Origin of the sequence: Streptomyces sp. NBC_01006, from assembly GCF_045162725.1 — a bacterium.
GTDB lineage: Bacteria > Actinomycetota > Actinomycetes > Streptomycetales > Streptomycetaceae > Streptomyces.
Genome location: NZ_CP108700.1, coordinates 6,274,284 through 6,296,378 on the forward strand (window position 1 = coordinate 6,274,284; position 22,095 = coordinate 6,296,378).

14 protein-coding genes are annotated in these 22,095 nt (G+C 70.5%); 7 read left to right on the forward strand and 7 right to left on the reverse strand.

Annotated elements, in window-relative coordinates; all coding sequences use genetic code 11:
• The first annotated feature begins 16 nt into the window (after positions 1-16).
• On the forward strand, positions 17-676 hold the full coding sequence (locus OG509_RS28645) for an HAD family hydrolase (protein ID WP_406185414.1): 660 nt from the start codon (positions 17-19) through the stop codon (positions 674-676).
• On the opposite strand, the gene OG509_RS28650 is transcribed toward OG509_RS28645, so the two are convergent.
• Positions 673-2,757, reverse strand: a complete 2,085-nt coding sequence (locus OG509_RS28650) for a prolyl oligopeptidase family serine peptidase (RefSeq protein ID WP_406185415.1) — start codon at positions 2,755-2,757, stop codon at positions 673-675. The genes OG509_RS28645 and OG509_RS28650 overlap by 4 nt on opposite strands.
• A 96-nt stretch (positions 2,758-2,853) precedes the next feature.
• Between OG509_RS28650 and OG509_RS28655 the strand changes: the two genes are divergently transcribed.
• Positions 2,854-4,401, forward strand: a complete 1,548-nt coding sequence (locus OG509_RS28655; protein ID WP_406185416.1) for an MFS transporter — start codon at positions 2,854-2,856, stop codon at positions 4,399-4,401.
• A gap of 61 nt (positions 4,402-4,462) precedes the next feature.
• On the opposite strand, the gene OG509_RS28660 is transcribed toward OG509_RS28655, so the two are convergent.
• The 4 genes from OG509_RS28660 to OG509_RS28675 form a co-directional block, all read right to left on the reverse strand.
• On the reverse strand, positions 4,463-5,863 hold the full coding sequence (locus OG509_RS28660) for a cytochrome P450 (RefSeq protein ID WP_406185417.1): 1,401 nt from the start codon (positions 5,861-5,863) through the stop codon (positions 4,463-4,465).
• A gap of 122 nt (positions 5,864-5,985) precedes the next feature.
• On the reverse strand, positions 5,986-6,600 hold the full coding sequence (locus tag OG509_RS28665) for an excalibur calcium-binding domain-containing protein (protein ID WP_406185418.1): 615 nt from the start codon (positions 6,598-6,600) through the stop codon (positions 5,986-5,988).
• 200 nt (positions 6,601-6,800) lie between these two features.
• A complete protein-coding gene (locus OG509_RS28670; RefSeq protein ID WP_385587957.1) occupies positions 6,801-8,330 on the reverse strand; it encodes a helix-turn-helix domain-containing protein in 1,530 nt (509 codons plus the stop codon).
• A 145-nt stretch (positions 8,331-8,475) separates the two neighbouring features.
• Positions 8,476-10,392, reverse strand: a complete 1,917-nt coding sequence (locus tag OG509_RS28675; protein WP_406185420.1) for an amidohydrolase — start codon at positions 10,390-10,392, stop codon at positions 8,476-8,478.
• A 105-nt stretch (positions 10,393-10,497) separates the two neighbouring features.
• Here OG509_RS28675 and OG509_RS28680 point away from each other — a divergent pair, with 105 nt between their 5' ends.
• The 5 genes from OG509_RS28680 to OG509_RS28700 all read left to right on the forward strand — a co-directional run bounded on the left by OG509_RS28680 (position 10,498) and on the right by OG509_RS28700 (position 18,097).
• Entirely contained in the window at positions 10,498-11,526 is a 1,029-nt protein-coding gene (locus OG509_RS28680) for a LacI family DNA-binding transcriptional regulator (protein WP_406185422.1), read from the forward strand.
• 199 nt (positions 11,527-11,725) lie between these two features.
• Complete coding sequence (gene acnA, locus OG509_RS28685) at positions 11,726-14,440, forward strand: aconitate hydratase AcnA (protein WP_406185423.1); 2,715 nt, start codon at positions 11,726-11,728, stop codon at positions 14,438-14,440.
• A 304-nt stretch (positions 14,441-14,744) separates the two neighbouring features.
• Positions 14,745-16,172: an N-acetylglucosamine/diacetylchitobiose ABC transporter substrate-binding protein gene (gene ngcE, locus OG509_RS28690; protein WP_389592186.1), complete on the forward strand. Its 1,428-nt coding sequence runs from the start codon at positions 14,745-14,747 to the stop codon at positions 16,170-16,172.
• A 19-nt stretch (positions 16,173-16,191) separates the two neighbouring features.
• On the forward strand, positions 16,192-17,136 hold the full coding sequence (locus OG509_RS28695; RefSeq protein ID WP_406185424.1) for a carbohydrate ABC transporter permease: 945 nt from the start codon (positions 16,192-16,194) through the stop codon (positions 17,134-17,136).
• Positions 17,137-17,149: 13 nt separating this feature from the next.
• Entirely contained in the window at positions 17,150-18,097 is a 948-nt protein-coding gene (locus OG509_RS28700; protein ID WP_406185425.1) for a carbohydrate ABC transporter permease, read from the forward strand.
• On the opposite strand, the gene OG509_RS28705 is transcribed toward OG509_RS28700, so the two are convergent.
• Both OG509_RS28705 and mgtA read right to left on the reverse strand, forming a co-directional pair.
• Complete coding sequence (locus OG509_RS28705) at positions 18,090-18,815, reverse strand: MgtC/SapB family protein (protein ID WP_406185427.1); 726 nt, start codon at positions 18,813-18,815, stop codon at positions 18,090-18,092. The genes OG509_RS28700 and OG509_RS28705 overlap by 8 nt on opposite strands.
• Before the next feature lie 44 nt (positions 18,816-18,859).
• Positions 18,860-21,604 carry a magnesium-translocating P-type ATPase gene (mgtA, locus tag OG509_RS28710; RefSeq protein WP_406185429.1) on the reverse strand — a complete coding sequence of 915 codons (2,745 nt, stop codon included), beginning with the start codon at positions 21,602-21,604 and terminating at the stop codon, positions 18,860-18,862.
• Positions 21,605-22,095 lie beyond the last annotated feature (491 nt).

Below are 22,095 nucleotides of genomic sequence, written 5' to 3' on the forward strand. Positions count from 1 at the left end.
ATGGCATGATCACGGCGTGACCAGCGAAATCACCCGGCCGGGCCCCGCGAAGTTCGTCCTCTTCGACGTCGACGGCACGTTGATCGACGCGGTGGCGAACCAGCGCCGGGTCTGGGCGACGTGGGCGGCGCGGTACGGACTCGACCCCGACGCGGTCCACCGCGTGGCGCTGCGGACCCGTCCCATGGAGACCTTCGCCGAGGTGGCGCCCGGGCAGGACCCGCAGGCCTGCCTGTCCGCGCTGCACGAACTGGAGGACGAAGACGTCCGCTCCGGCGCCTATGCCGCCTTCCCCGGTGCGCCGGAGCTGCTGTCCGGCCTGCCCTCAGGATGCTGGGCGCTGGTGACCTCGAACTACGAGCACCGGGTGCGCGGGCGGTTCGCCCGGACCGGACTGCCGGTGCCGGGCGTACTCGTGGACGCGGCCGCCGTCGCCGAGGGCAAGCCCTCGCCGGTCCCCTACCTGCTGGCCGCGGAGCGCCTCGGTGCCAGGCCGCAGGACTGCCTGGTCATCGAGGACGCGCCGTCCGGCGTCGAGTCCGGGCTGCGGGCCGGCATGACCGTGTGGGGGGTCAACACACCGGCCCCGGTGGACGGGGTGCACCGCCACTTCGCGAGCCTGCACGAGGCGGCGCCCGCGATCCTCGCCTTCGCGGCGGGGACGTCCGCCTCTTAGGCCAGCTCGCGGCGGAAGAACTCCAGCTCCAGCGCCGTGATCTTCTCGCGGGTTCCGTTCGGGGTCATGTGCGTGACGCCGGGGAGGGCCAGGAGCTGGTGGGGACGGCCCGCGTCGGTCAGTGCCTGCGAGAGCCGCAGGGTGTGCGAGGGGTGGACGTTGTCGTCGGCCAGGCCCGTGATCAGCAGCAGCGGCCGGGCCAGGTGCGGGGCGTCGGGGATCAGGGAGTCCCGCTCGTAGACGTCCGGGTGGTCCTGGGGCAGGCCCAGGTACCGCTCGGTGTACGCCGTGTCGTACTGGCGGAAGTCGGTCGGCGCGGCCCCGGCCGCCGCGGCGTGGAAGACGTCCGGGCGGCGCAGCACCGCCATCGCGGAGAGGTAGCCGCCGTACGACCAGCCGCGCACCCCGACCCGGCCGAGGTCCAGGTCGCCGTGGCGGGCGGCGAGTGCGTGCAGGGCCGCGACCTGGTCGTCCAGGGTGACCTCGGAGAACCCGCGGTACATGGCGTGGGTGAAGGCGGGCGAGACGTACGGGGTCCCGCGGTTGTCGACGGTCACCACCGCGAAGCCCCGGTCGGCCCACCACTGGCGCTGCTGCCAGCGGCGCGGCTCGGCGGACACGTCCTGGTAGCCGGGGCCGCCGTAGCTGTCCATCAGCACGGGCAGCCGCCGGCCGGGGACATGGCCGCGGGGGAGTACGAGCGCGGTGGGGATGCCGTGCTCGGTCACCCGCTCCAGCACCGGGGCCACGCGGTAGGGCAGCGGCGCGGACAGGTCGCCGGGTACGAACGCGCGCCCGTCGGCGGTGCGTACGCCGTGCCGGATCCCGGCGGCGTCTGCGCTGGTCAGGAGCAGCGTCCCGGCCGAGGCCCGAACGCTGTGCACGCCGGGTCCGTCGGCGAGCGGGGTCAGCTCCCCGGTGTCGGGGTCGAGGAGCAGCACCTGCTGCTCGGCGGGGTCGCGCTGCCCGGCCTCGATCAGCAGCCGGCCCTGGTGGACCCCGGCCACCCGGCGGACCTGGATCCCGTTCCCGGTCAGCAGTTCCCCGTCGAGGGCGAGGCCGCGGGCGGCGCCGCCCGGAGTGTCGGCGGCGGTGAGCATCCGCCCGTCGGCGAGCCGGGCCGGGGTGCCGGGCAGCAGCGGGTCGACCCAGTGGGGGTGCACGGTACGTGACAGCTCCCGGGTACGGCCGGTGGCCGGGTCGGCGGTGAGCAGCAGTACGTTCTGCTGGAGCCGGTCCTGGACGGTCAGCAGGATCTCCGTCCGCGACTCCCAGTCGGCGTCGGAGACGTACGGGTACGCCGCCGCGTCCCAGTCGAGCCGTACCGGGGCGCCGTCCGGGTGGAGCACCCACAGCTGGACCCCGGCGTTGGGCCCGCCCGCCTCGGGGTACGCGAAGTCCTCGGCCGGGAGCTCGGGGTGCGCGGGATCGGTGAAGTGGCGCCGCTGGAGGGCGGATTCGTCCACGCGGGCGGCCAGCAGGGTCCGGCCGTCGGGGGACCACCAGTGGCCCCGGTCCCGGCCCAGCTCCTCGGCGGCGGCGAACTCCGCGAGTCCCCAGCGGGCTCCGTCGGCGGGGCTGATCCGGCCGCCGGGGGAGGTGTGCAGGGCGTCGCCGGTGACGTACGCGGTGCGGGAGCCGTCGGCGTTGAGGCGGGGATCGAGGGCGGGCCCGGCGGCCGGGATCTCCTCGGGCGGCTGCCCGTTCCTCTTGCCGGACCCCTCGCCGAGCCCCTCGTAACCCACCCGGTACAGCCGCCCGTACAGCGGGAACACCGCGCTGCGGCCGTCCCCGGAGAGCGCGTACGAGCCGATCCCGGCGGCTACGAGCCGGGTCCGCTCCCGCAGCCGGCGTTCGGCGGCCGGCAGGGCGCCGGGCTCGGGGGACAGCTCGCGGGGGTCGGCGAGCCGGGTCTCGGCGCCGGTGGCGGTGTCCAGGACCCAGAGGCTGTCGAAGGCGTCGGTGGGGCCGGTGGAGCGGAGGAACCAGAGCAGCCGGCCGTCGTCCCCGAAGGAGAACGCGCGCGGGGCGCCGTACGTGAAGCGGCCGGTGCTCGCGGAGAGCCTGAGGAAATCATCCATGATCGGAGTGTGTCATGTGAAATGGCACACTGTATATGTCATGCAGCCTAGGCCATTCGAGTGGTGTACCCCCCGCTCCAGGTTTAGCGTCGAAAGGTGGATGGGAACGCAACGCCGACCAGCAACGAGACCGACGGCAAGGTCCGAGGTAGTGGCAACGGGCTCGCGCTGTTCGTCATCGCGTCCTGCCAGCTCATGGTCGTTCTCGACATCACCATCGTGAACATCGCGCTCCCGCACATCCAGACGGCCCTCGGCTTCTCCACCGAGAGCCTGTCCTGGGTCGTCAACGCGTACACCCTCACCTTCGGCGGACTGCTCCTGCTCGGCGGACGCACCGGCGACATCCTCGGCCGCAAGCGCGTGTTCATCTCCGGCGTGCTGCTCTTCGGCCTGGCCTCGATGCTGGGCGGACTCGCACAGAACGAGGGCCAGCTGATGGGCGCCCGGGCCCTGCAGGGCGTCGGCGCCGCCATCGCCTCCCCGACCGCGCTGGCACTGATCTCCACCACCTTCCGTGAAGGCCCGGCCCGCAACCGGGCGTTCGGCGTGTTCGCCGCCGTCTCGGCGGGCGGCGGCGCGATCGGACTGCTGGCCGGCGGCATCCTCGTCGAATGGCTCAGCTGGCGCTGGGTCCTCTTCGTCAACGTCCCGATCGCCCTGGCCATCGCCTTCATGGCCAGGCGGGTCATCCACGAGTCCGAACGCCACCCCGGACACTTCGACCTCGCCGGTGCACTGCTGTCCACCCTGGGCATGGTCGCGCTCGTCTACGGCTTCATCCGCGCCGCCGAGGAGGGCTGGACCGACCCGATCACCCTCGGTTCCTTCGGGGCGGCCGTGGTCCTGCTCCTGCTGTTCTTCCTCAACGAGCGGCGTTCGGCACAGCCGATCACGCCGCTGCACATGTTCGCCGACCGCAACCGGGCCGGGTCCTACGGGATCATGCTCTTCCTCGCCTGCGCGATGTTCGGCATGTTCTTCTTCCTGACCCTGTTCGTGCAGAACGTTCTGGGGTTCAGCCCGCTGGAAGCGGGCCTCGCCTTCCTGCCGGTGAGCGTCGTCATCGCCGTCGGCGCGGGCGTCACCTCCCAGCTGCTGCCGAAGCTCGGGCCGAAACCCTTCATGGTGACGGGCGCGCTGTGCTCGGCGGCCGGCCTGGCCTGGCTGACGCAGACCGACATCCACTCCACGTACCTCGGCAGCATCCTGGGTCCGATGCTCGTGTTCAGCCTCGGCATGGGCATGCAGTTCGTCTCGCTGACCCTGATGGCCCTGTCCAACGTCGCCGACCGGGAGTCGGGCGCGGCCTCCGGACTGCTCAACACGACGCAGCAGGTGGGCGGCTCGCTGGGCCTGTCCATCCTGGTCACCGTGTTCGGCACGGCCAGCCGCAACGAGGCCCACGACCAGGTCCCGGCCTTCCTGAGCCAGGCCGATCAGGCCCAGAAGGCCATGTTCCTGCGCACCGGCCAGCTGCCGGACCCGTGGGGCGACCAGGTGCTCACCTCCGGCGTGAGCGCCGCGTTCGTCGTCGCGGCCTGCTTCGCCCTGATCGCGGCGGTCATCGCGCTGTTCGCGATCCAGGTCCGGCCCTCGGACCTGGAACGCCTCAAGGGCAACCACACGCCGGCGGCCGTCTAGCGGGTCATCGGTCAGCAGACCATCGGTCAGAGGGGCATCGGTCAGCGGGTCACTCAGCGGGTCACTCGGTCACGTCCCGGATGCGGCAGCGGATCGGGCCGTCCGCCCGCAGCGTGATTCCGGCGCTGACCGGGACCTCGGTGTCCACGGCCTCGAACTCGTGGCTCCGCAGGATCATCGCCAGCGCGATCACCGACTCCAGCATCGAGAAGTGCTGCCCGATGCAGGCGCGCGGGCCGCCACCGAACGGGAACCAGGCGTAACGGGGGCGGCCGGCCTCCGCCTCCGGGGTGAAGCGGTCCGGGTCGAAGCGGTCCGGGTCCGGCCAGTAGCGGGGATGGCGGTGCGTCACCCACGGGGCCAGGATCACGTCCGCGCCCGCCGGGATGACCAGGCCCCCGACCTCGGTGGCCGCGACCGAGCTGCGGCCGATCACCGGGGCCGCCGGGTAGAGCCGCATCGCCTCCTTGAGGACCTGCGTGAGGTACGGCAGCCGGTCGAGGTCGGCGGCCTCCGGCGTACGGTCGTCCAGGACGCGGGAGACCTCCTCGCGGGCCCTCGCCTGCTGCTCGGGGTGGCGGGCCAGCAGGTGCAGGGAGAAGGCGAGCGAGGTGGCGGTCGTCTCGTGCCCGGCGAGCAGGAAGATCAGCACCTGGTCGCGCAGTTCGGCGGCGTCGAACTCCCCGTCGTCCGTGCTGGAGGCGGCGGCGAGCAGGCTCAGCAGGTCCTCGCCGGGGCCCGAACCGGCGGCCGTATCGCCACCGCGCCGCGCGGCGATGATGGTGTCGCACGCCGCGTACAGCTCGTCCATCGCGGCGGCGGCCCGCTTGTTGCCCGGAGTGGGCCAGTTGCGCGGGATGTTGGCGGGGGAGTACCCGCGGCGCAGCACGTACTCCGTGATGACCGGAAAGCACCGGTCGACGACGTCGACGGTGGTCTCCACGTCGGTGCCGAAGAGGATGCGGGCGACCGCGCGCAGGGCGAGCCGCATCATCTCCTCGCCGACGTCGACCACCGCGCCCGGAGCCTGCTCCCAGCCCGCGAGGACGGCCCGGGTCTCGGCGGCGACGGCTCCCGCGTAGCCGTCCACCCGGCGCTTGGTGAACAGCGGCTGGACGAGCCGCCGCTGACGCAGGTAGTCCTCGTCCTGGCTGGTCAGCAGGCCGTTCCCGAAGGAGTCCCGGAGCTCCTGGTAGAAGGTGTTGTCCTTGCGGAAGTTGGCGGACTCCGCGGCCAGGACCTGCTGCGCGCCCTCGGCGGAGAAGACGCCGTAGAGCTCGGCGCGCAGCCCGGGCGGCCCGGCGGTGATCCGTACGACGTCGCCGTGCCGCTGCTGGGCACGCAGATACGTCCCGAGCGAGTCCGATTTCAGGTCGAAGAGGGAACCGAGCAGCGGGACCCCCGCGAGCGCGGGAACCTCCGTACCACCGGTTTTGCCGTCCGTCCGTGTTCCCACTGCCATGGCCGCCCCCTCGACACCGTACCGACGGGCCCGATTCTGCACGTCCGACGGCCGCCACGCCGAGGAGGCCGCCTGCCGACCGGCTGAATCCAGCCGGTCGGCAGGCGCCCCCGTGCGAACGGCTACTTGTCGCAGGCGATGCCGTCCTTGTCCCGGTCGAGGGCCTCGCGGTACCCAGGCCGGCCGCGCCGCATGGGCGCCGCTCCTGCGGCCTTGGCCTCGGCGCAGGTCTTGTAGTACGCGCCGCTCCCCGCACCGCTGGCGCCTCCGTCGCCGCCGGTGGAGCCGCCGTCGGTCGGGGGCGAGGTCTTCGGCTTCGGCGGGGCGGGAGTCGGGCTCGCCGCCGGGGCCTTGGAGGGGGCGAGGGCGGCGCCGGCCTTGTCCGGGCAGGGCCGGCCGGGCGCGACGAGGGAGAGCTCGACGGTGGACGCCGGCTCCACGGGGACCCCGGCCGCCGGGGTCTGGAAGCAGACGGCCCAGGCCGTGTGGTCCGCGGCCAGCGGCACGTCGGAGTAGGCGCTGCGCGCCTCGACGGGCTTGGAGACCAGCTTCTTCGCAGCGCCCTCGGCGTCGGCGAACTTCTGCCCGACCAGCGAGGGCATCGCGGGCGTACTGGGCGAGGGCGAGGGCGAGGGCGTGGCGGCGGCAGCGCTGCTCACCCCCGCCGGGCCCTTCTTCGGCGCCGGATCCTCGCACCCACTCCCGAGCACGACCACCACCCCCACGACCGCTGCCACGGCAAACCTCCGACGGTGGAACATGGATGACCCCCCGAGATCAACACTCTGCGGAACCGCCGCATCGTACGCGCGCCACCCACCCCGCACGAACCCCTTTCACGCCAACTCCCCGGCGGCTCCGGCAGCACACGCCGAAACCCCGCCGCTCCCGCGGGGCGGGAGGACGGCGGGGCTTCGGCGTGCGAGCCGGGCGCGGGCTAGATGTCGCGGAAGATTTCGATCTGGGCGCCCACCGAGTTGAGGCGTTCCGCCAGTTCTTCGTAGCCGCGGTTGATGACGTAGACGTTGCGCAGGACCGAGGTGCCCTCCGCCGCCATCATCGCCAGGAGGACGACCACCGCGGGGCGCAGGGCCGGCGGGCACATCATCTCCGCCGCGCGCCAGCGCGTCGGGCCCTCGACCAGGACGCGGTGGGGGTCAAGGAGTTGGAGGCGGCCGCCGAGGCGGTTGAGGTCCGTCAGGTAGATGGCCCGGTTGTCGTACACCCAGTCGTGGATCAGCGTCTGGCCCTGGGCCGAGGCCGCGATGGCCGCGAAGAAGGGGACGTTGTCGATGTTCAGCCCGGGGAACGGCATCGGGTGGATCTTGTCGATCGGGGCTTCGAGCTTCGAGGGGCGGACCGTCAGGTCGACCAGGCGGGTACGGCCGTTGTCCGCCGTGTACTCCGCCGAGCGGTCGTGGTCGAGGCCCATCTCCTCCAGTACCGCGAGCTCGATCTCCATGAACTCGATCGGGACCCGGCGGATCGTCAGCTCCGACTCCGTGACCACCGCGGCGGCGACCAGGCTCATCGCCTCGACCGGATCCTCGGAGGGGGAGTAGTCCACGTCCACGTCGATGTTCGGGATGCCGTGGACGGTCAGCGTCGTCGTGCCGATGCCGTCCACGCGTACGCCGAGCGCCTCCAGGAAGAAGCACAGGTCCTGGACCATGTAGTTGGAGGAGGCGTTGCGGATGACGGTGGCGCCGTCGTGCCGGGCGGCGGCCAGCAGCGCGTTCTCGGTGACCGTGTCCCCGCGCTCGGTCAGCACGATCGGGCGGCCGGGGGAGACCCCCGCCTCGACCTTCGCGTGGTAGATGCCCTCGGTCGCGGTGATGTCCAGGCCGAAGCGGCGCAGCGCGATCATGTGCGGCTCGATGGTGCGGGTACCGAGGTCGCAGCCGCCGGCGTACGGCAGGCGGAACTGGTCCATCCGGTGCAGCAGCGGGCCCAGGAACATGATGATGCTCCGGGTGCGCCGGGCCGCGTCCGCGTCCATGGCGTCCATGTCGAGGCGGACCGGCGGGACGATCTCCAGGTCCACGCCCTCGTTGATCCAGCGGGTGCGGACACCGATGGAGTTCAGGACTTCGAGGAGCCGGTAGACCTCCTCGATGCGGGCGACCCGGCGCAGCACCGTACGGCCCTTGTTGAGCAGCGAGGCGCACAGCAGCGCCACGCAGGCGTTCTTGCTCGTCTTGACGTCGATGGCGCCGGACAGCCGGCGGCCGCCGACGACCCGCAGATGCATCGGGCCGGCGTAGCCAAGAGAGACGATCTCGCTGTCGAGAGCTTCACCGATTCGGGCGATCATCTCAAGGCTGATGTTCTGGTTGCCGCGCTCGATCCGGTTCACGGCGCTCTGGCTGGTGCCCAGTGCGTCCGCGAGTTGACTCTGCGTCCAGCCCCGGTGCTGACGGGCGTCACGGATGAGCTTGCCGATGCGTACGAGGTAGTCGTCTGCCATGGGTGCACCGTATCTCAGATATGAGATGCCCCCTGCGTCGGGTGTGGCAGACGGGTGTTACCGACCGTCAGATGCTCGGCGTGTCGCTTCCACCCGTCTCCCAACGCATCGCTCCAATTATGGACATCCACCTCATTATGCAGATTTAGTGGCCGCACGCGTGGTGGCGGCCGCCGTGCACCGCCGCGTACGCCGCCGGGCGCGGTCCGGACCCCGTGCGGGCCGCCCGGGCCGCCGCGGCGCGGCCCGCCGCCGAGTCCGCGTCGTGCACCACCCGGCCGCCGACCAGGGTCATCCGTACGCCCGTCCCGCTGATGTCGGCCACCGGACAGCGGGTCACATCCCGGTCCAGCAGCACCAGGTCCGCCGCCTTGCCCGGCTCCACCGTCCCCGTCAGCCCCTCCTGCCTCAGCTGCCACGCCGTCCCGGCCGTGTGCATCCGCAGCACCGAGTTCCGGCTCAGCCCCTCCAGCTCCCGGTACAGCTCGCCCGTCCCGTACGCGCCCTGCCGGTCGATCGCGGTCCGCAGCTGGTTCCACACCTGGAGCGCGTCCACCGGCCAGTCCGAGCCGCCGGTCAGGCGGGCCCCCGCCCGCTCCAGGCTGCGCGCCGGGTACATCCACCGGTGGCGCTCCGGACCGATGTACGGGAGCAGCGCGTCCATCGTCCAGGTGTCCTGCGCCGCCCACTGGAGCTGCATGCACGCCGCGACGCCCAGCTGCGCGAACCGCCGCAGATCCGCCGGGTCCACGATCTGCAGGTGGGCGATCGCGTTGCGCGCGTCCCGCTGCCCGGTCACCCGGCGGGCGTACGCGTATCCGTCCAAAGCGGTCCGTACCGCCCGGTCTCCGAGCCCGTGGGCGTGCAGCTGCCAGCCGGCCTTGTTGAACGCCGCCGTCAGCCGGCCGTAGTCGGCCGCCGAGGTGTACAGCTCGCCCCGGTTCGCCGTCGGCTTCCCGTTCCCGTCCAGGTACGGCTCCAGCAGCGCGGCCGTCTGCGCCGGGTACTCGATGACCCCGTCCAGGAACACCTTGACCATCCCGAACCGCAGGCCCCGTACCCCCTCGAACTCCCTGCGCAGCCCGCGCGCGTACGCCAGCGCGGCGGCCGGGTCCTTGGTCTGCCCGGCGTCGAGCCGGATCGCCGGCACGATCCGCTGCGGCAGCTTCCCCGCCGCCGCCAGGGCCTGGTAGAGCTCCAGCTCGTGCCGCCCGACCAGCGCGTCCATCATCGTGGTGACCCCGGACGCCGCCGCCAGCTCCAGCACCTTCGCGCAGGCCGCGACCAGTTCGGCCCGGGAGGGCTCCGGGATGTGCCGCTTCACCAGGTCCTGCGCGTCGTCCTTCAGGACCCCCGTCGGCTGCCCGTCCGGCCCCTTCACGATCCGGCCGCCGACCGGGTCCGGGGTGGCCGCCGTGATCCCGGCGATGTCCAGGGCCCGCCGGTTCGCCCAGAGGTTGTGCCCGTCGCCGCCGACCAGCGCGACCGGTCTACGGGTCGCCAGCGCGTCCAGCATCGAGTGGTGCGGCACGCTCCCGGTCGGCAGCAGCCCGACCGGATTCCAGTCCTCCACCACCAGCCAGCGGTCCGGCTCCGCGTCCGCGCCCCCGGTGTCGGCGAGGAAGCCGGCCAGCAGCTCCCGCAGCTCGGGCAGCGTGGTCTCCGCCCCCTCCAGCGAGGGCCGCAGGGACCGGTCGCCGGCGCCCAGCGGGTGCACGTGGCCGTCGTGGATGCCGCTCATCACGGTGTTCTCGCGCGCGTCGACGACCTCGGTGTCCCGCCCGACGTGCCGGCGCACCGCCGAACCGCTCCCGGTGGCCAGGACCTTCCCGTCCCGCCCGACCGCGACCGCCTCCACCGGGGCCCCGCCGCCCGTGGTCCCGGTGAACACCCGGGCGTTGTGGATCACCAGGGCGGCCGAGCCGCGCCCGCCGGAGGCGGTGGCCGAGGCCGAGGCCGCGGCCGCGGGCCCCGCGCCCAGCAGTCCGGCCGCACCCGCCGCCCCGACGGCCCCGAGAAGGCCCCGCCGGGACAGGGAGGAAGAGAAGGAAGAAGAGGTCATGGCCACTCCAAAACGTCGGTGTGGCCAGGACACTGTTTGATTAACCCCTTAACCAGAACCCGCCGCGGCCGACGAAATCCGCACCGCCGTCCGTACGATGACCCCGTGCCCGGCCCCGGACCGACCATCGCCGACATCGCGCGCGCCGCGGAGGTCTCCACCGCGACCGTCTCCCACGCGCTGGGCGGCACCGGCCGCGTCGGCGAGTCCACCCGCCGCCGGGTCCGCGAGGTGGCGGCCGCCCTCGGCTACAGCGCCCGCCGCGGCCCCCGCACCCGTACGCTCGGCCTCGCCGTCACCACGTACGCGGGCTCGGCCTGGAACTACGTGGAGATCGCCTACTTCTCCCGGCTGCTGACCGCCGCCACCGCGGCCGCCCACGCCCGCGGCTACGCCCTCACCCTGCTGCCCGCCGACCGCGGCGCGGAGCCGCTGTGGCACACCCTCGCCGTCGACGGGATGCTGCTCCTCGACAGCCCGGCCGGCGATCCGGTGCTCCGCGCCCTGCGGGCCCGCGGCCTGCCGGTGGTCTTCGACGGCCGGCCCCCGGACCCGCGGCCCGGGGACGTGTGGGTGGACAACGACCACGAGGCCACCACCCGCGAGGTCCTCGACCACCTCGCGGCCGCCGGGGCCACCCGGATCGCGCTGCACTCCGCGTACGGCCGCGAGTACTACACCGGGGCCGTCACCTTGGCCTACACCCGCTGGTGCGCCGAGCGCGGGGCGCAGCCGCTGGTGGTCCCCTTCGACCCCGAGGACGCCCCGGGCCACGCCTTCGATCCCGTGTTCGCCGGCCCCGGCCGCCCCCGCCCCGACGCCGTGTACTGCGTGTACGACCCGGGCGGCCGCCAGGTGCTGGCCGCCGCCGCCCGGCACGGGCTGCGGATACCGCACGAGCTGCTGCTCGTCTGCGCGAGCGAGGACCCCTCGTACGCGGCGGGCGACCCGCCGGTGAGCACCGTGACCCTGCGCCCGGAGGTGATCGGGGAGAGCGCCGTCGCCGCACTGGTCGCGCTGCTGGAATCCCCGGAGGCGGCAGTGCCCGGCCAGCTGACCGTCCCGGCCGCACTGACCGTACGTACGTCGTCGCGTACGCCTCCGCGCGCGGCCGCGGGCAGGTCTTCGCTGTGATCTGGCCCATGCCGTGCATGACCAGGGCGCGGCAATGCACTAGAGTTATCTCGACATCGAGATATCTGCCGAAGGCGTACCGCAGCCGCCCCTGCTGGTAAGGCTCACCTAACTTAGCCTTACCTTAGCGGATTGGCCGCAGGGCGTGGCGGCAGGATTGCGGTAAAACGCGCGAATTTCATGCATGAAGGAGACTGTCGTGTCGGCGAACAGCTTCGACGCCCGCAGCACGCTGCAGGTGGGCGACGAGTCGTACGAGATCTTCCGGCTGGACAAGGTTGAGGGCGCTGCCCGCCTTCCCTACAGCCTGAAGGTGCTGCTGGAGAACCTGCTCCGCACCGAGGACGGCGCGAACATCACCGCCGACCACATCCGGTCGCTCGGCAACTGGGACTCGCAGGCCCAGCCCAGCGAGGAGATCCAGTTCACGCCGGCCCGCGTGATCATGCAGGACTTCACCGGCGTCCCCTGCGTCGTCGACCTCGCCACCATGCGTGAGGCCGTGAAGGCCCTCGGCGGCGACCCGGCGAAGATCAACCCGCTCTCGCCCGCCGAGATGGTCATCGACCACTCGGTCATCGCCGACAAGTTCGGCACGAAGGACGCCTTCGCGCAGAACGTCGAGCTGGAGTACGGCCGCAACAAGGAGCGCTACCAGTTCCTGCGCTGGGGCCAGACGGCCTTCGACGACTTCAAGGTCGTCCCCCCGGGCACCGGCATCGTCCACCAGGTCAACATCGAGCACCTGGCCCGTACCGTCATGGTCCGGGGTGGCCAGGCGTACCCCGACACCCTCGTCGGCACCGACTCGCACACCACCATGGTCAACGGCCTGGGCGTGCTGGGCTGGGGCGTCGGCGGCATCGAGGCCGAGGCCGCGATGCTCGGCCAGCCGGTCTCCATGCTGATCCCGCGCGTCGTCGGCTTCAAGCTGACCGGCGAGCTGCCCACCGGCACCACCGCCACCGACCTCGTGCTGACCATCACCGAGATGCTCCGCAAGCACGGCGTCGTCGGCAAGTTCGTCGAGTTCTACGGTGAGGGCGTCGCCGCCACCTCCCTCGCGAACCGCGCCACCATCGGCAACATGTCGCCGGAGTTCGGCTCGACCGCCGCGATCTTCCCGATCGACGACGAGACGCTGAAGTACCTGCGCCTGACGGGCCGCGACGCCCAGCAGGTCGCCCTGGTCGAGGCGTACGCCAAGGAGCAGGGTCTGTGGCTGGACCCGGCCGCCGAGCCGGACTTCTCCGAGAAGCTGGAGCTCGACCTCTCCACGGTCGTCCCCTCCATCGCCGGTCCGAAGCGCCCGCAGGACCGCATCGTCCTCGCGAACGCCTCCCAGCAGTTCGCCCTGGACGTGCGCAACTACGTCGAGGACGACGACGAGGCGGGCAAGGAGTCCTTCCCGGCGTCCGACGCCCCGGCCGCCTCCAACGGCGTGCCGACCCGCCCGACCCGGGTCACCCTGGCCGACGGCACCTCCTTCGAGATCGACCACGGCGCCGTCACCGTCGCCGCGATCACCTCCTGCACCAACACCTCGAACCCCTACGTCATGGTCGCCGCGGCGCTCGTGGCCAAGAAGGCGGTCGAGAAGGGCCTGTCCCGCAAGCCGTGGGTCAAGACCACCCTGGCCCCGGGCTCGAAGGTCGTCACCGACTACTTCGACAAGGCCGGCCTGACCCCGTACCTGGACAAGATGGGCTTCAACCTCGTCGGGTACGGCTGCACCACCTGCATCGGCAACTCCGGTCCGCTGGACGAGGAGATCTCGAAGGCGATCAACGAGCACGACCTCGCGGTCACCTCGGTGCTCTCCGGCAACCGCAACTTCGAGGGCCGGATCAACCCCGACGTCAAGATGAACTACCTGGCCTCCCCGCCGCTGGTCGTCGCGTACGCCATCGCGGGCTCCATGAAGGTGGACATCACCAAGGACGCCATCGGCACCGACACCGAGGGCAAGCCGGTCTTCCTCGCGGACATCTGGCCCTCCGAGGCCGAGGTCAACGACGTCGTGGCGAACGCCATCGGCGAGGACATGTTCAGCAAGTCCTACCAGGACGTCTTCGCGGGCGACGCCCAGTGGCAGGCGCTGTCGATCCCGACCGGCAACACCTTCGAGTGGGACCCGCAGTCCACCTACGTCCGCAAGCCCCCTTACTTCGAGGGCATGACGATGGAGACCACCCCGGTCTCCGACATCGCCGGCGCGCGCGTGCTGGCGAAGCTGGGCGACTCGGTCACCACCGACCACATCTCCCCGGCCGGTGCGATCAAGGCCGACACCCCGGCCGGCAAGTACCTCACCGAGCACGGTGTCGAGCGCCGCGACTTCAACTCGTACGGTTCCCGCCGCGGCAACCACGAGGTCATGATCCGCGGTACGTTCGCCAACATCCGCCTGCGCAACCAGATCGCGCCGGGCACCGAGGGCGGCTTCACCCGCGACTTCACCGTCGAGGGCGCGCCGGTCGCGTTCATCTACGACGCCTCCCAGAACTACCAGGCCGCCGGCATCCCGCTGGTCATCCTGGCGGGCAAGGAGTACGGCTCGGGCTCGTCCCGCGACTGGGCCGCCAAGGGCACCGCGCTGCTCGGAGTCAAGGCCGTCATCGCCGAGTCCTACGAGCGCATCCACCGCTCGAACCTGATCGGCATGGGCGTGCTCCCGCTGCAGTTCCCGGAGGGCGCCTCGGCGGCCGCGCTGGGCCTCACCGGCGAGGAGACCTTCTCCTTCACCGGTGTGGAGGAGCTGAACAACGGCACCACCCCGCGCACCGTCAAGGTCACCACCGACACCGGTGTGGAGTTCGACGCGGTCGTCCGCATCGACACCCCCGGTGAGGCGGACTACTACCGCAACGGCGGCATCATGCAGTACGTGCTCCGGAACCTGATCCGCGGCTAGTCACCGCTGAGCACATCGGCACCAAAGGGCCGTATCCCCGTTAAGGGGGTACGGCCCTTCCGTTTTGCCGGGCAGGGTCCAGGTTTCGGGGAGGTCTCAACTCGGAAAAGCTGACGGACATCCGTGTGCATGATCTTGCTCACACGAGCGGAAGTGGACTATACCTGTGCCCGTCCGGATCACCGCGGTACGAGCGGCTCGGGACCGGGGGATGGACGGGGGACCTGCGGTGATGTCCGCATGCACGGCAACCGCCGTGATTTCCGGCCTCCTTCACACTTCTGACGAAGGCGAGGACATGAGCATGGGATCCACTGGTGAGGGACTCGGGCGCCGTGATCTGATCAAGCGCTCCGCGGCACTCGGACTGATCACGGTGCCGACGATGAGCTTCCTGTCCGCCTGCGCCTCCGGCGGTGGGGACGGCTCGACGAAGGGCCCGGACAAGGGGGTCGTGTCCAAGGAGAACCCCTTCGGTGTCGCCAAGGGCGGCAAGCTCGACGTCGTCGTCTTCAAGGGCGGGTTCGGCGACGACTACGCGAAGGCCTGGGAGGCCGCCTTCGACAAGAAGTGGGGTACCACCAGCTCCCACCTCGGCACCCAGGAGATCACCGCCAAGCTCCAGCCGCGCTTCAACGGCGGCAACCCGCCGGACGTCATCGACGACTCGGGCGCCCAGCAGATCAAGCTGGACGTGCTCGCCAAGGGCGGCCAGCTCGCCGACCTCACCGCCGTGCTCGACGCGCCCTCGCTTGACGACCCGGCCAAGAAGGTGCGCGACACCCTGGTCGAGGGCGCCTACGAACAGGGCCTGCAGGGCGGCAAGTACGTCGTGCTGAAGTACGTGTACGCCGTGTTCGGCTTCTGGTACTCCGGCAAGCTCTTCAAGGAGAAGGGCTGGGCGCCGCCGAAGACCTGGGACGAGTTCCTGGCCGTCTGTACCAAGGCCAAGGAGGCGGGCATCGGCGGCCTCGCCCACCAGGGCAAGTACCCGTACTACATCAACGTCGTCATCATGGACCTGATCGCCAAGAAGGGCGGTCTGGAGGCCATGAAGGCGATCGACAACCTGGAGCCGAACGCCTTCGAGGGCAACGCGGCCGCCCTCGCCGCCGTCGAGGCGGTCTACGAGGTGGTCGAGAAGGGCCTGCTGATGCCGGGCACCAACGGTCTCACCCACACGGAGTCCCAGACCGCCTGGAACCAGTACAAGGCCGCCTTCATCCCCTCCGGTTCCTGGCTGGAGAACGAGCAGCTGAAGCAGACCCCGGAGGACTTCGACATGAAGTTCCTGCCGATGCCGCTGCTCGCCGACAGCAAGCTGCCCTTCGAGGCCATCCGGGCCGGCGTCGACGAGCCCTTCATCGTCCCGGAGAAGGCGGCCAACAAGGCCGCGGGCTTCGAGTTCCTCCGCTCGATGCTGTCCCGGGAGTGGGCGACGATCTTCGCCCAGCAGGCCAACTCGCTCACCGTGGTGAAGGACGGCGTGGACCCGAGCGTCAAGCTGCGGCCGGGCACCCAGTCGGCGGTGGAGGCGCTCAAGGCGGCGGGCGGCAACACCTTCGCCTACCGCTACCCCGACTGGTACAGCGAGATGGACACCGAGATCCAGAATGCGTCCAATGAGCTGATGGCCCAGCGGATTCAGCCAAAGGAGTGGATCAAGAGGGCCCAGGCTGCGGTAGACAAGGCGGCGAAGGACCCGAACGCCAAGAACAACCACCGCAGCTGACACCGCAGGGACGGACACCATGAGCCATGTAGCCCAGGGGAGAGGGAAGGGCGGTTTCATCGCCGGCTTCCTCCTCGCGCCCCTCGCGCTGTACCTGACCTTCGTCATCTGGCCGTACGTACAGACGTTCGGGTACTCCTTCACCAACTGGAGCGGCCAGTCACCGACGTTCGACTTCGTCGGCCTGGACAACTACTCGGCATTGCTGAACGACGAGGTCTTCCGCGGCGCACTCTGGCACAACCTGCTGCTCTTGGTGTTCGTCCCGGTGATCACCATCCTGCTCGCCCTCTTCTTCGCCTTCATGGTGAACGCGGGAGGGCGCAGCGGGGCCGGCGGAGTGCAGGGCGTCAGCGGCTCGCGCTTCTACAAGATCATCTACTTCTTCCCGCAGGTCCTCTCCCTGGCCATCCTCGCCGTGCTCTTCGGCGCGATTTACCGCAGTGACGAGGGCGGCCTGCTCAACGGCTTCCTCACCAAGATCGGCCTGATCGACGCACAGCACCCCGTCGAATGGCTCAACGAGCCCAACCTCGTCCTCTGGTGCCTGCTGTTCATCGTCGTCTGGCACGGCGTCGGCTTCTACCTCGTCCTGTTCTCCGCGGCCATGCAGTCCGTCCCCAAGGACATCTACGAGGCCGCGCTGCTCGACGGCGCCGGGCGCGCCCAGACCTTCTTCAGGGTCACCCTGCCCCTGCTGTGGGATTCTGTGCAGACCGCCGCGGTCTATCTGGGCATCGCCGCGATGGACATGTTCGTCCTGGTGTCGACCATGACCTCACAACAGTTCGGCGGCGGCCCCGACCACCACAGCGAGGTCATGGCGACGGTCCTGATGCGCAACTTCCTGTACTTCGGCAAGAGCGGCTACGCCTGCGCCATGGGCGTGGTCATGCTCGTCCTGACCATGATCCTCTCCGTCATCACGCTGCGCGCCACCCGCCGCGAGCGCATCGAGTTCTGAGAGGAGTGCCACGATGACTGCAGAGTCCACAGTGATCAAGGCTCCGGGCGAAGCGGCCGCGGAGCGGTCCGGCGGGCCCGGACGGACCAAGGAGCGGGACAAGGGGCGGGACAAGCGCGGCTCCGAGGGCACGGTCCTCAACGTCTTCTCGCACGGATTCCTCGCCATCTGGGCGATAATGATCGTGCTGCCCCTGATCTGGCTCGCGCTCGGTGCCTTCAAGACCGACGCGCAGATCGGCGGCTCGGCCCTGAGCTGGCCCTCCAACTGGCACTTCGACGCCTTCGCGCGGGCCTGGACCAAGGGCATCGGCGACTACTTCGCCAACACGCTGATCGTGCTCGTCTTCTCGGTCCCGCTGACCATGCTGCTCGGCTCGATGGCCGCGTACGTACTGGCCCGCTATCCCTTCCGGGGCAACCGGGTCGTCTACTACTTCTTCGTCAGCGGGGCGATGTTCCCCGTCTTCCTGGCGCTCGTCCCGCTCTTCTTCATGGTCAAGCGCTTCGACATGCTGAACACCTACCAGGGCCTGATCCTGGTCTACGTCGCCTACTCGATGCCGTTCACCGTCTTCTTCATGCACTCCTTCTTCCGGACGCTGCCGACGGCGATCTACGAGGCGGCGGTCATCGACGGGGCCTCCGACACCCGGATCTTCTTCCAGGTGATGGTGCCGATGGCCAAGCCCGGCCTGATCAGCGTCGGGATATTCAATGTCCTGGGCCAGTGGAACCAGTACATCCTGCCCGCCGTGCTGATGCAGCCGCAGACGACCGGAGACCCCGAGCGCTACATGCTCACCCAGGGCCTCATCCAGCTCCAGTACCAGATGGGCTACGAGACGGACCTGCCGGTGCTGTTCGCCGGCGCCACCATCGCGATCATCCCGATGCTGGCGGTCTACCTCTCCTTCCAGCGCCAGATCCAGGCCGGCCTGACCTCCGCCACCCTCAAGTAGCGGAGTCGGGCACGACCGACCAGCTGACCGCCGAGACGGACGGGTCGAGCGAGAGGTTGCTGACCGCTTCCTCCAGCATCCGGCCCCCCGCCGCCCCCTCGGCGGTCAGCAGCGCCGCCACCGTCACCAGGCCGGCCTTCGGGCCGTCCTGGCTGCGGATCGAGCGCAGCGTGTAGCCGGGCCGGCCGAGCGCGTCGACCAGCCGGTGGCGGATGTGAGCCTCCTCCGCCTCCAGGCACACGGCCTCGAAGTGGAAGTCGGTGGCCACCTCCGCCCCGCCGCGCGGTTCGCGGTCCAGGCGCCGGCCCAGCGGGCGCAGCAGGAGGTTGGCTCCCACCACGCCCGCCGTGCCGAAGGCCGCCAGGACGAACATCCCGGTGCCGGCCAGGCAGCCCACGGCCGCCGAACACCACAGGGTGGCGGCCGTGTTCAGGCCCCGTACGCTCAGCCCGTCGCGCATGATCACGCCGGCGCCGAGGAAGCCGATGCCCGACACGATCTGGGCGGCGACGCGGGGGCCGTCGTACTGGACCTCCGAGACGGCGCCGATGAACCCGTACTGCGAGAGCAGCACGAACAGCGCCGCCCCGCCCGCCACCAGGGCGTTCGTCCGCAGTCCGGCCATCCGGGCACGCCACTGCCGTTCCAGGCCGATCGCCGCTCCGAAGCCGAGCGCGGCGGCGAGGTGTCCGGCCATCTCCCATTCGTTGAGCAGCATCGGCTTCTCCCCTCCTCTGTCCTCTTGCGGTCTTCTGCCGGGCGTTACAGCCAGGTGCCGAACTTGCGGATGTACAGGGTCTTCAGGAGCTGAGTGAGCGTGCAGTACGCCAGCAGTACGCCGATCAGCCACGGGAAGTAGCTCGCCGGCAGGGCCACGAAGCCCAGCGAGGCGGCCAGCGGCGAGAAGGGCAGGTACAGCCCGGTCAGCACCGCGAGGACGGTCATCACCATCACCGGCCAGGAGGCACGGGACTGGATGAAGGGGATCTTCCGGGTGCGGATCATGTGGACGATCAGGGTCTGCGAGAGCAGGCCCTCGATGAACCAGCCGGACTGGAACAGCGCCTGGTGCGCCTCGCTGTTGGCCGCGAACACGTTCCACATGATCACGAACATCGCGATGTCGAAGATCGAGCTGATCGGGCCGATGCAGACCATGAACCGGCCGATGCCCTTGGCGTCCCAGTTGCGGGGCCCCCGCAAGTACTCCTCGTCCATCCGGTCCCACGGCGTCGCCAGCTGCGCGATGTCGTAGACCAGGTTCTGCACCAGCAGCATGATCGCGACCATCGGCTGGAACGGGATGAACGCGCTCGCCACCAGGACCGAGAAGACGTTGCCGAAGTTCGACGACGCCGTCATCTTGATGTACTTGATGGTGTTGCCGAACGTGGTCCGGCCCTGGATCACGCCCTGCTCCAGGACGGTCAGGTCCTTCTCCAGCAGGATGATGTCCGCCGACTCCTTGGCGATGTCGACCGCGGTGTCGACGGAGATGCCGACATCGGCGTCGCGCAGCGCGGCGGCGTCGTTGATGCCGTCCCCGAGGAAGCCGACGGTGTGCCCGTCGGCCTGCAGGGCCCGTACGATCCGGGCCTTCTGGACCGGGTTGACCTTGGCGAAGACCGTCGTACGGGCGGCCAGCGCGCGCAGCGCCGTGTCGTCGAGGGCGTCGATCTCGGTGCCGAGCACCACGTGCCCGACGTCGACCCCGACGTCCGCGCAGACCCGGGCGGCCACGAGGTCGTTGTCGCCGGTGACGACCTTTACCGTGATGCCCTTGTCGGCCAGGGCCTGCAGGGCCCGGGCGGCGTCGGCCTTCGGCGGGTCGAGGAAGGCGAGGAAGCCGACCAGGGTCAGCTGCTCCTCGTCCGCGACGGAGTAGGTCTCGCGCGGGGTGCCCATGGTGCGGGTGGCGACGGCGAGGACGCGCAGGCCCCGGCGGTTGTTGTCCTCGGCGATGCGGGTGACGTGGCTGCGCAGCCGCTCGGTGAGTTCGACCTTCTCACCGCGGTCCCGCACGTGGGTGCAGAGGTCCAGGACCTCCTCGACCGCGCCCTTGGTGATCATGACGTGCTCGGGGCGGCCGAGGTCGCCGACGATGCTGTTGCGGTCCAGGACCACGGACATCCGGCGGCGGGCGAAGTCGAAGGGGATCTCGTCGACCATCGAGAACCGTGCGTCGACGACAACCTCCTCGGCCTCGTCCACCCGGTTGATGACCGCCTGGTCCATCAGGTTCTTCAGGCCGGTCTGGAAGTGGGAGTTGAGGTACCCGTACTCCAGGACCTCGTTGTCCTCGTCGCCGTGCACGTCCAGGTAGCGGTCCAGGACGATCCGGTCCTCGGTGAGGGTGCCGGTCTTGTCCGTGCAGAGCACGTCCATGGCGCCCAGGTTCTGGATCGCGCCCAGCCGCTTGACGACGACCTTGCGCCGGGACATGGCGACCGCGCCGCGCGCCAGGTTGGCGGAGACGACCATCGGCAGCATCTCGGGGGTCAGGCCGACGGCGACGGCGATGCCGAAGAGGAAGGCCTCGTCCCAGTCGCCCTTGGTCAGGCCGTTGATCGCGAACACGACCGGGACCATGACCAGCATGAAACGGATCAGCAGGAAGCTGACCTTGCGCACGCCGTTGTCGAAGTTGGTCTGCGGGCGCTCGCCGACCAGCGAGCCGGCCATCGAACCGAAGTAGGTGTCGGCGCCGGTGGCGACGACCACGCCGGTGGCGGTGCCGGAGGTGACCGAAGTCCCCATCAGACAGAGGTTGTCGGCCTCGACCGGGTCGGTGGTCTCTCCCCCTCGCTCCGCTGGGGGGACCCCCAGGCCGAGGTCCTCGGATCGAGTGTCGGCCTTGGCCACCGGCAGGGACTCGCCGGACAGCGCGGCCTGGCCGACCATCAGGTCCTTGGAGGTGATGAGCCGCAGGTCGGCCGGGATCAGGTCGCCGGCCGCCAGCTTCACCACGTCGCCAGGGACCACCCGGTCCATGGGCACCTCGAAGGTGGTGGGCGCCGAACCGCTGCCGGCCCGGCGCTGCACCGCGCAGGTGGTGGTGACGAGCTGCTTCAGCGCGTCGGCGGCCCGGCCGGAGCGGAACTCCTGCCAGAAGCGCAGCAGCCCGCTGATCCCCACCATCACGGAGAGGATGACGACGCCGGGATCGGCCGGGTCCTGCCACCACATGACGGCGGCGAGGAAGACGAGGACTCCGATGAAGGGGTTCCAGAACGCCTTCGCCAGCTGCACCCACCAGCGCGGGGCGCGCTCGTGAGCGACGACGTTGGCCCCGTGCCGCTCCAGGCGCAGGGCCGCCTCGGCGTGGGTGAGGCCGCTGCGGGTGGCGCTGAGCTCCTGGAGGACGGTGGCGCCCGGGCGGGCGCTGAATCCGGAGAGCCGCTCGCCGGCGAGCCGGGTACGGCTCTCCAGCTCGGCGGCCTTGCGCTCGCGGCGGCCCCTGCCCGGCGGGGCGAGCTTGGTGGGGGTACGGGGGGTGAGCATGGTCATGACGAATACCTCCCTCCACTGCGTCCGGGCAGCGCGAAGCCGCACGGTCACGTGGAGTGATCATGGGTCGGCGCAGGGCGGCGCGAAACGCCGCCGGGCACGCCGAGGGGCATGGATGACGCACGCCCGGCGGAAGCGCCGGGGCATGCGGAAGGGAAGGGAGGGGGAGAAAGAAAGAAGGAATGCAGAACCGCACGGGGCGGCGGCGTGCGCCGCAGCCGCACCGCGGTGTACCGCGGCCGTGCGTACTCAGGGAAAGATCAGCCGATCAGGTCAGCCGACGAGAGCGCTGCAAAGACTTCGATCGGGACTCATCCCGAACACCTCCTTGCGTAGCGCCGTCATTACGAGGCACCCGATCCGGCCGGAAAAGCCGCAGAGAACCGGTTGCCTCAGCGACCGTAACACGATCCAGAGGGATGTCTCTCATACTTATGACCGGTACTGACCGATTCGTTCTGCGTCAGCCTCTTGACGTCTGGAGGGCCAAA

Coding starts and splice junctions, on each gene's coding strand:
- OG509_RS28675 (WP_406185420.1), bottom strand. CDS start 10,392: ATGACCTCTTCTTCCTTCTCTTCCTCCCTGTCCCGGCGGGGCCTTCTC.
- OG509_RS28670 (WP_385587957.1), bottom strand. CDS start 8,330: ATGGCAGACGACTACCTCGTACGCATCGGCAAGCTCATCCGTGACGCC.
- OG509_RS28660 (WP_406185417.1), bottom strand. CDS start 5,863: ATGGCAGTGGGAACACGGACGGACGGCAAAACCGGTGGTACGGAGGTT.
- mgtA (WP_406185429.1), bottom strand. CDS start 21,604: ATGACCATGCTCACCCCCCGTACCCCCACCAAGCTCGCCCCGCCGGGC.
- OG509_RS28705 (WP_406185427.1), bottom strand. CDS start 18,815: ATGCTGCTCAACGAATGGGAGATGGCCGGACACCTCGCCGCCGCGCTC.
- OG509_RS28695 (WP_406185424.1), top strand. CDS start 16,192: ATGAGCCATGTAGCCCAGGGGAGAGGGAAGGGCGGTTTCATCGCCGGC.
- OG509_RS28650 (WP_406185415.1), bottom strand. CDS start 2,757: ATGGATGATTTCCTCAGGCTCTCCGCGAGCACCGGCCGCTTCACGTAC.
- OG509_RS28700 (WP_406185425.1), top strand. CDS start 17,150: ATGACTGCAGAGTCCACAGTGATCAAGGCTCCGGGCGAAGCGGCCGCG.
- ngcE (WP_389592186.1), top strand. CDS start 14,745: ATGGGATCCACTGGTGAGGGACTCGGGCGCCGTGATCTGATCAAGCGC.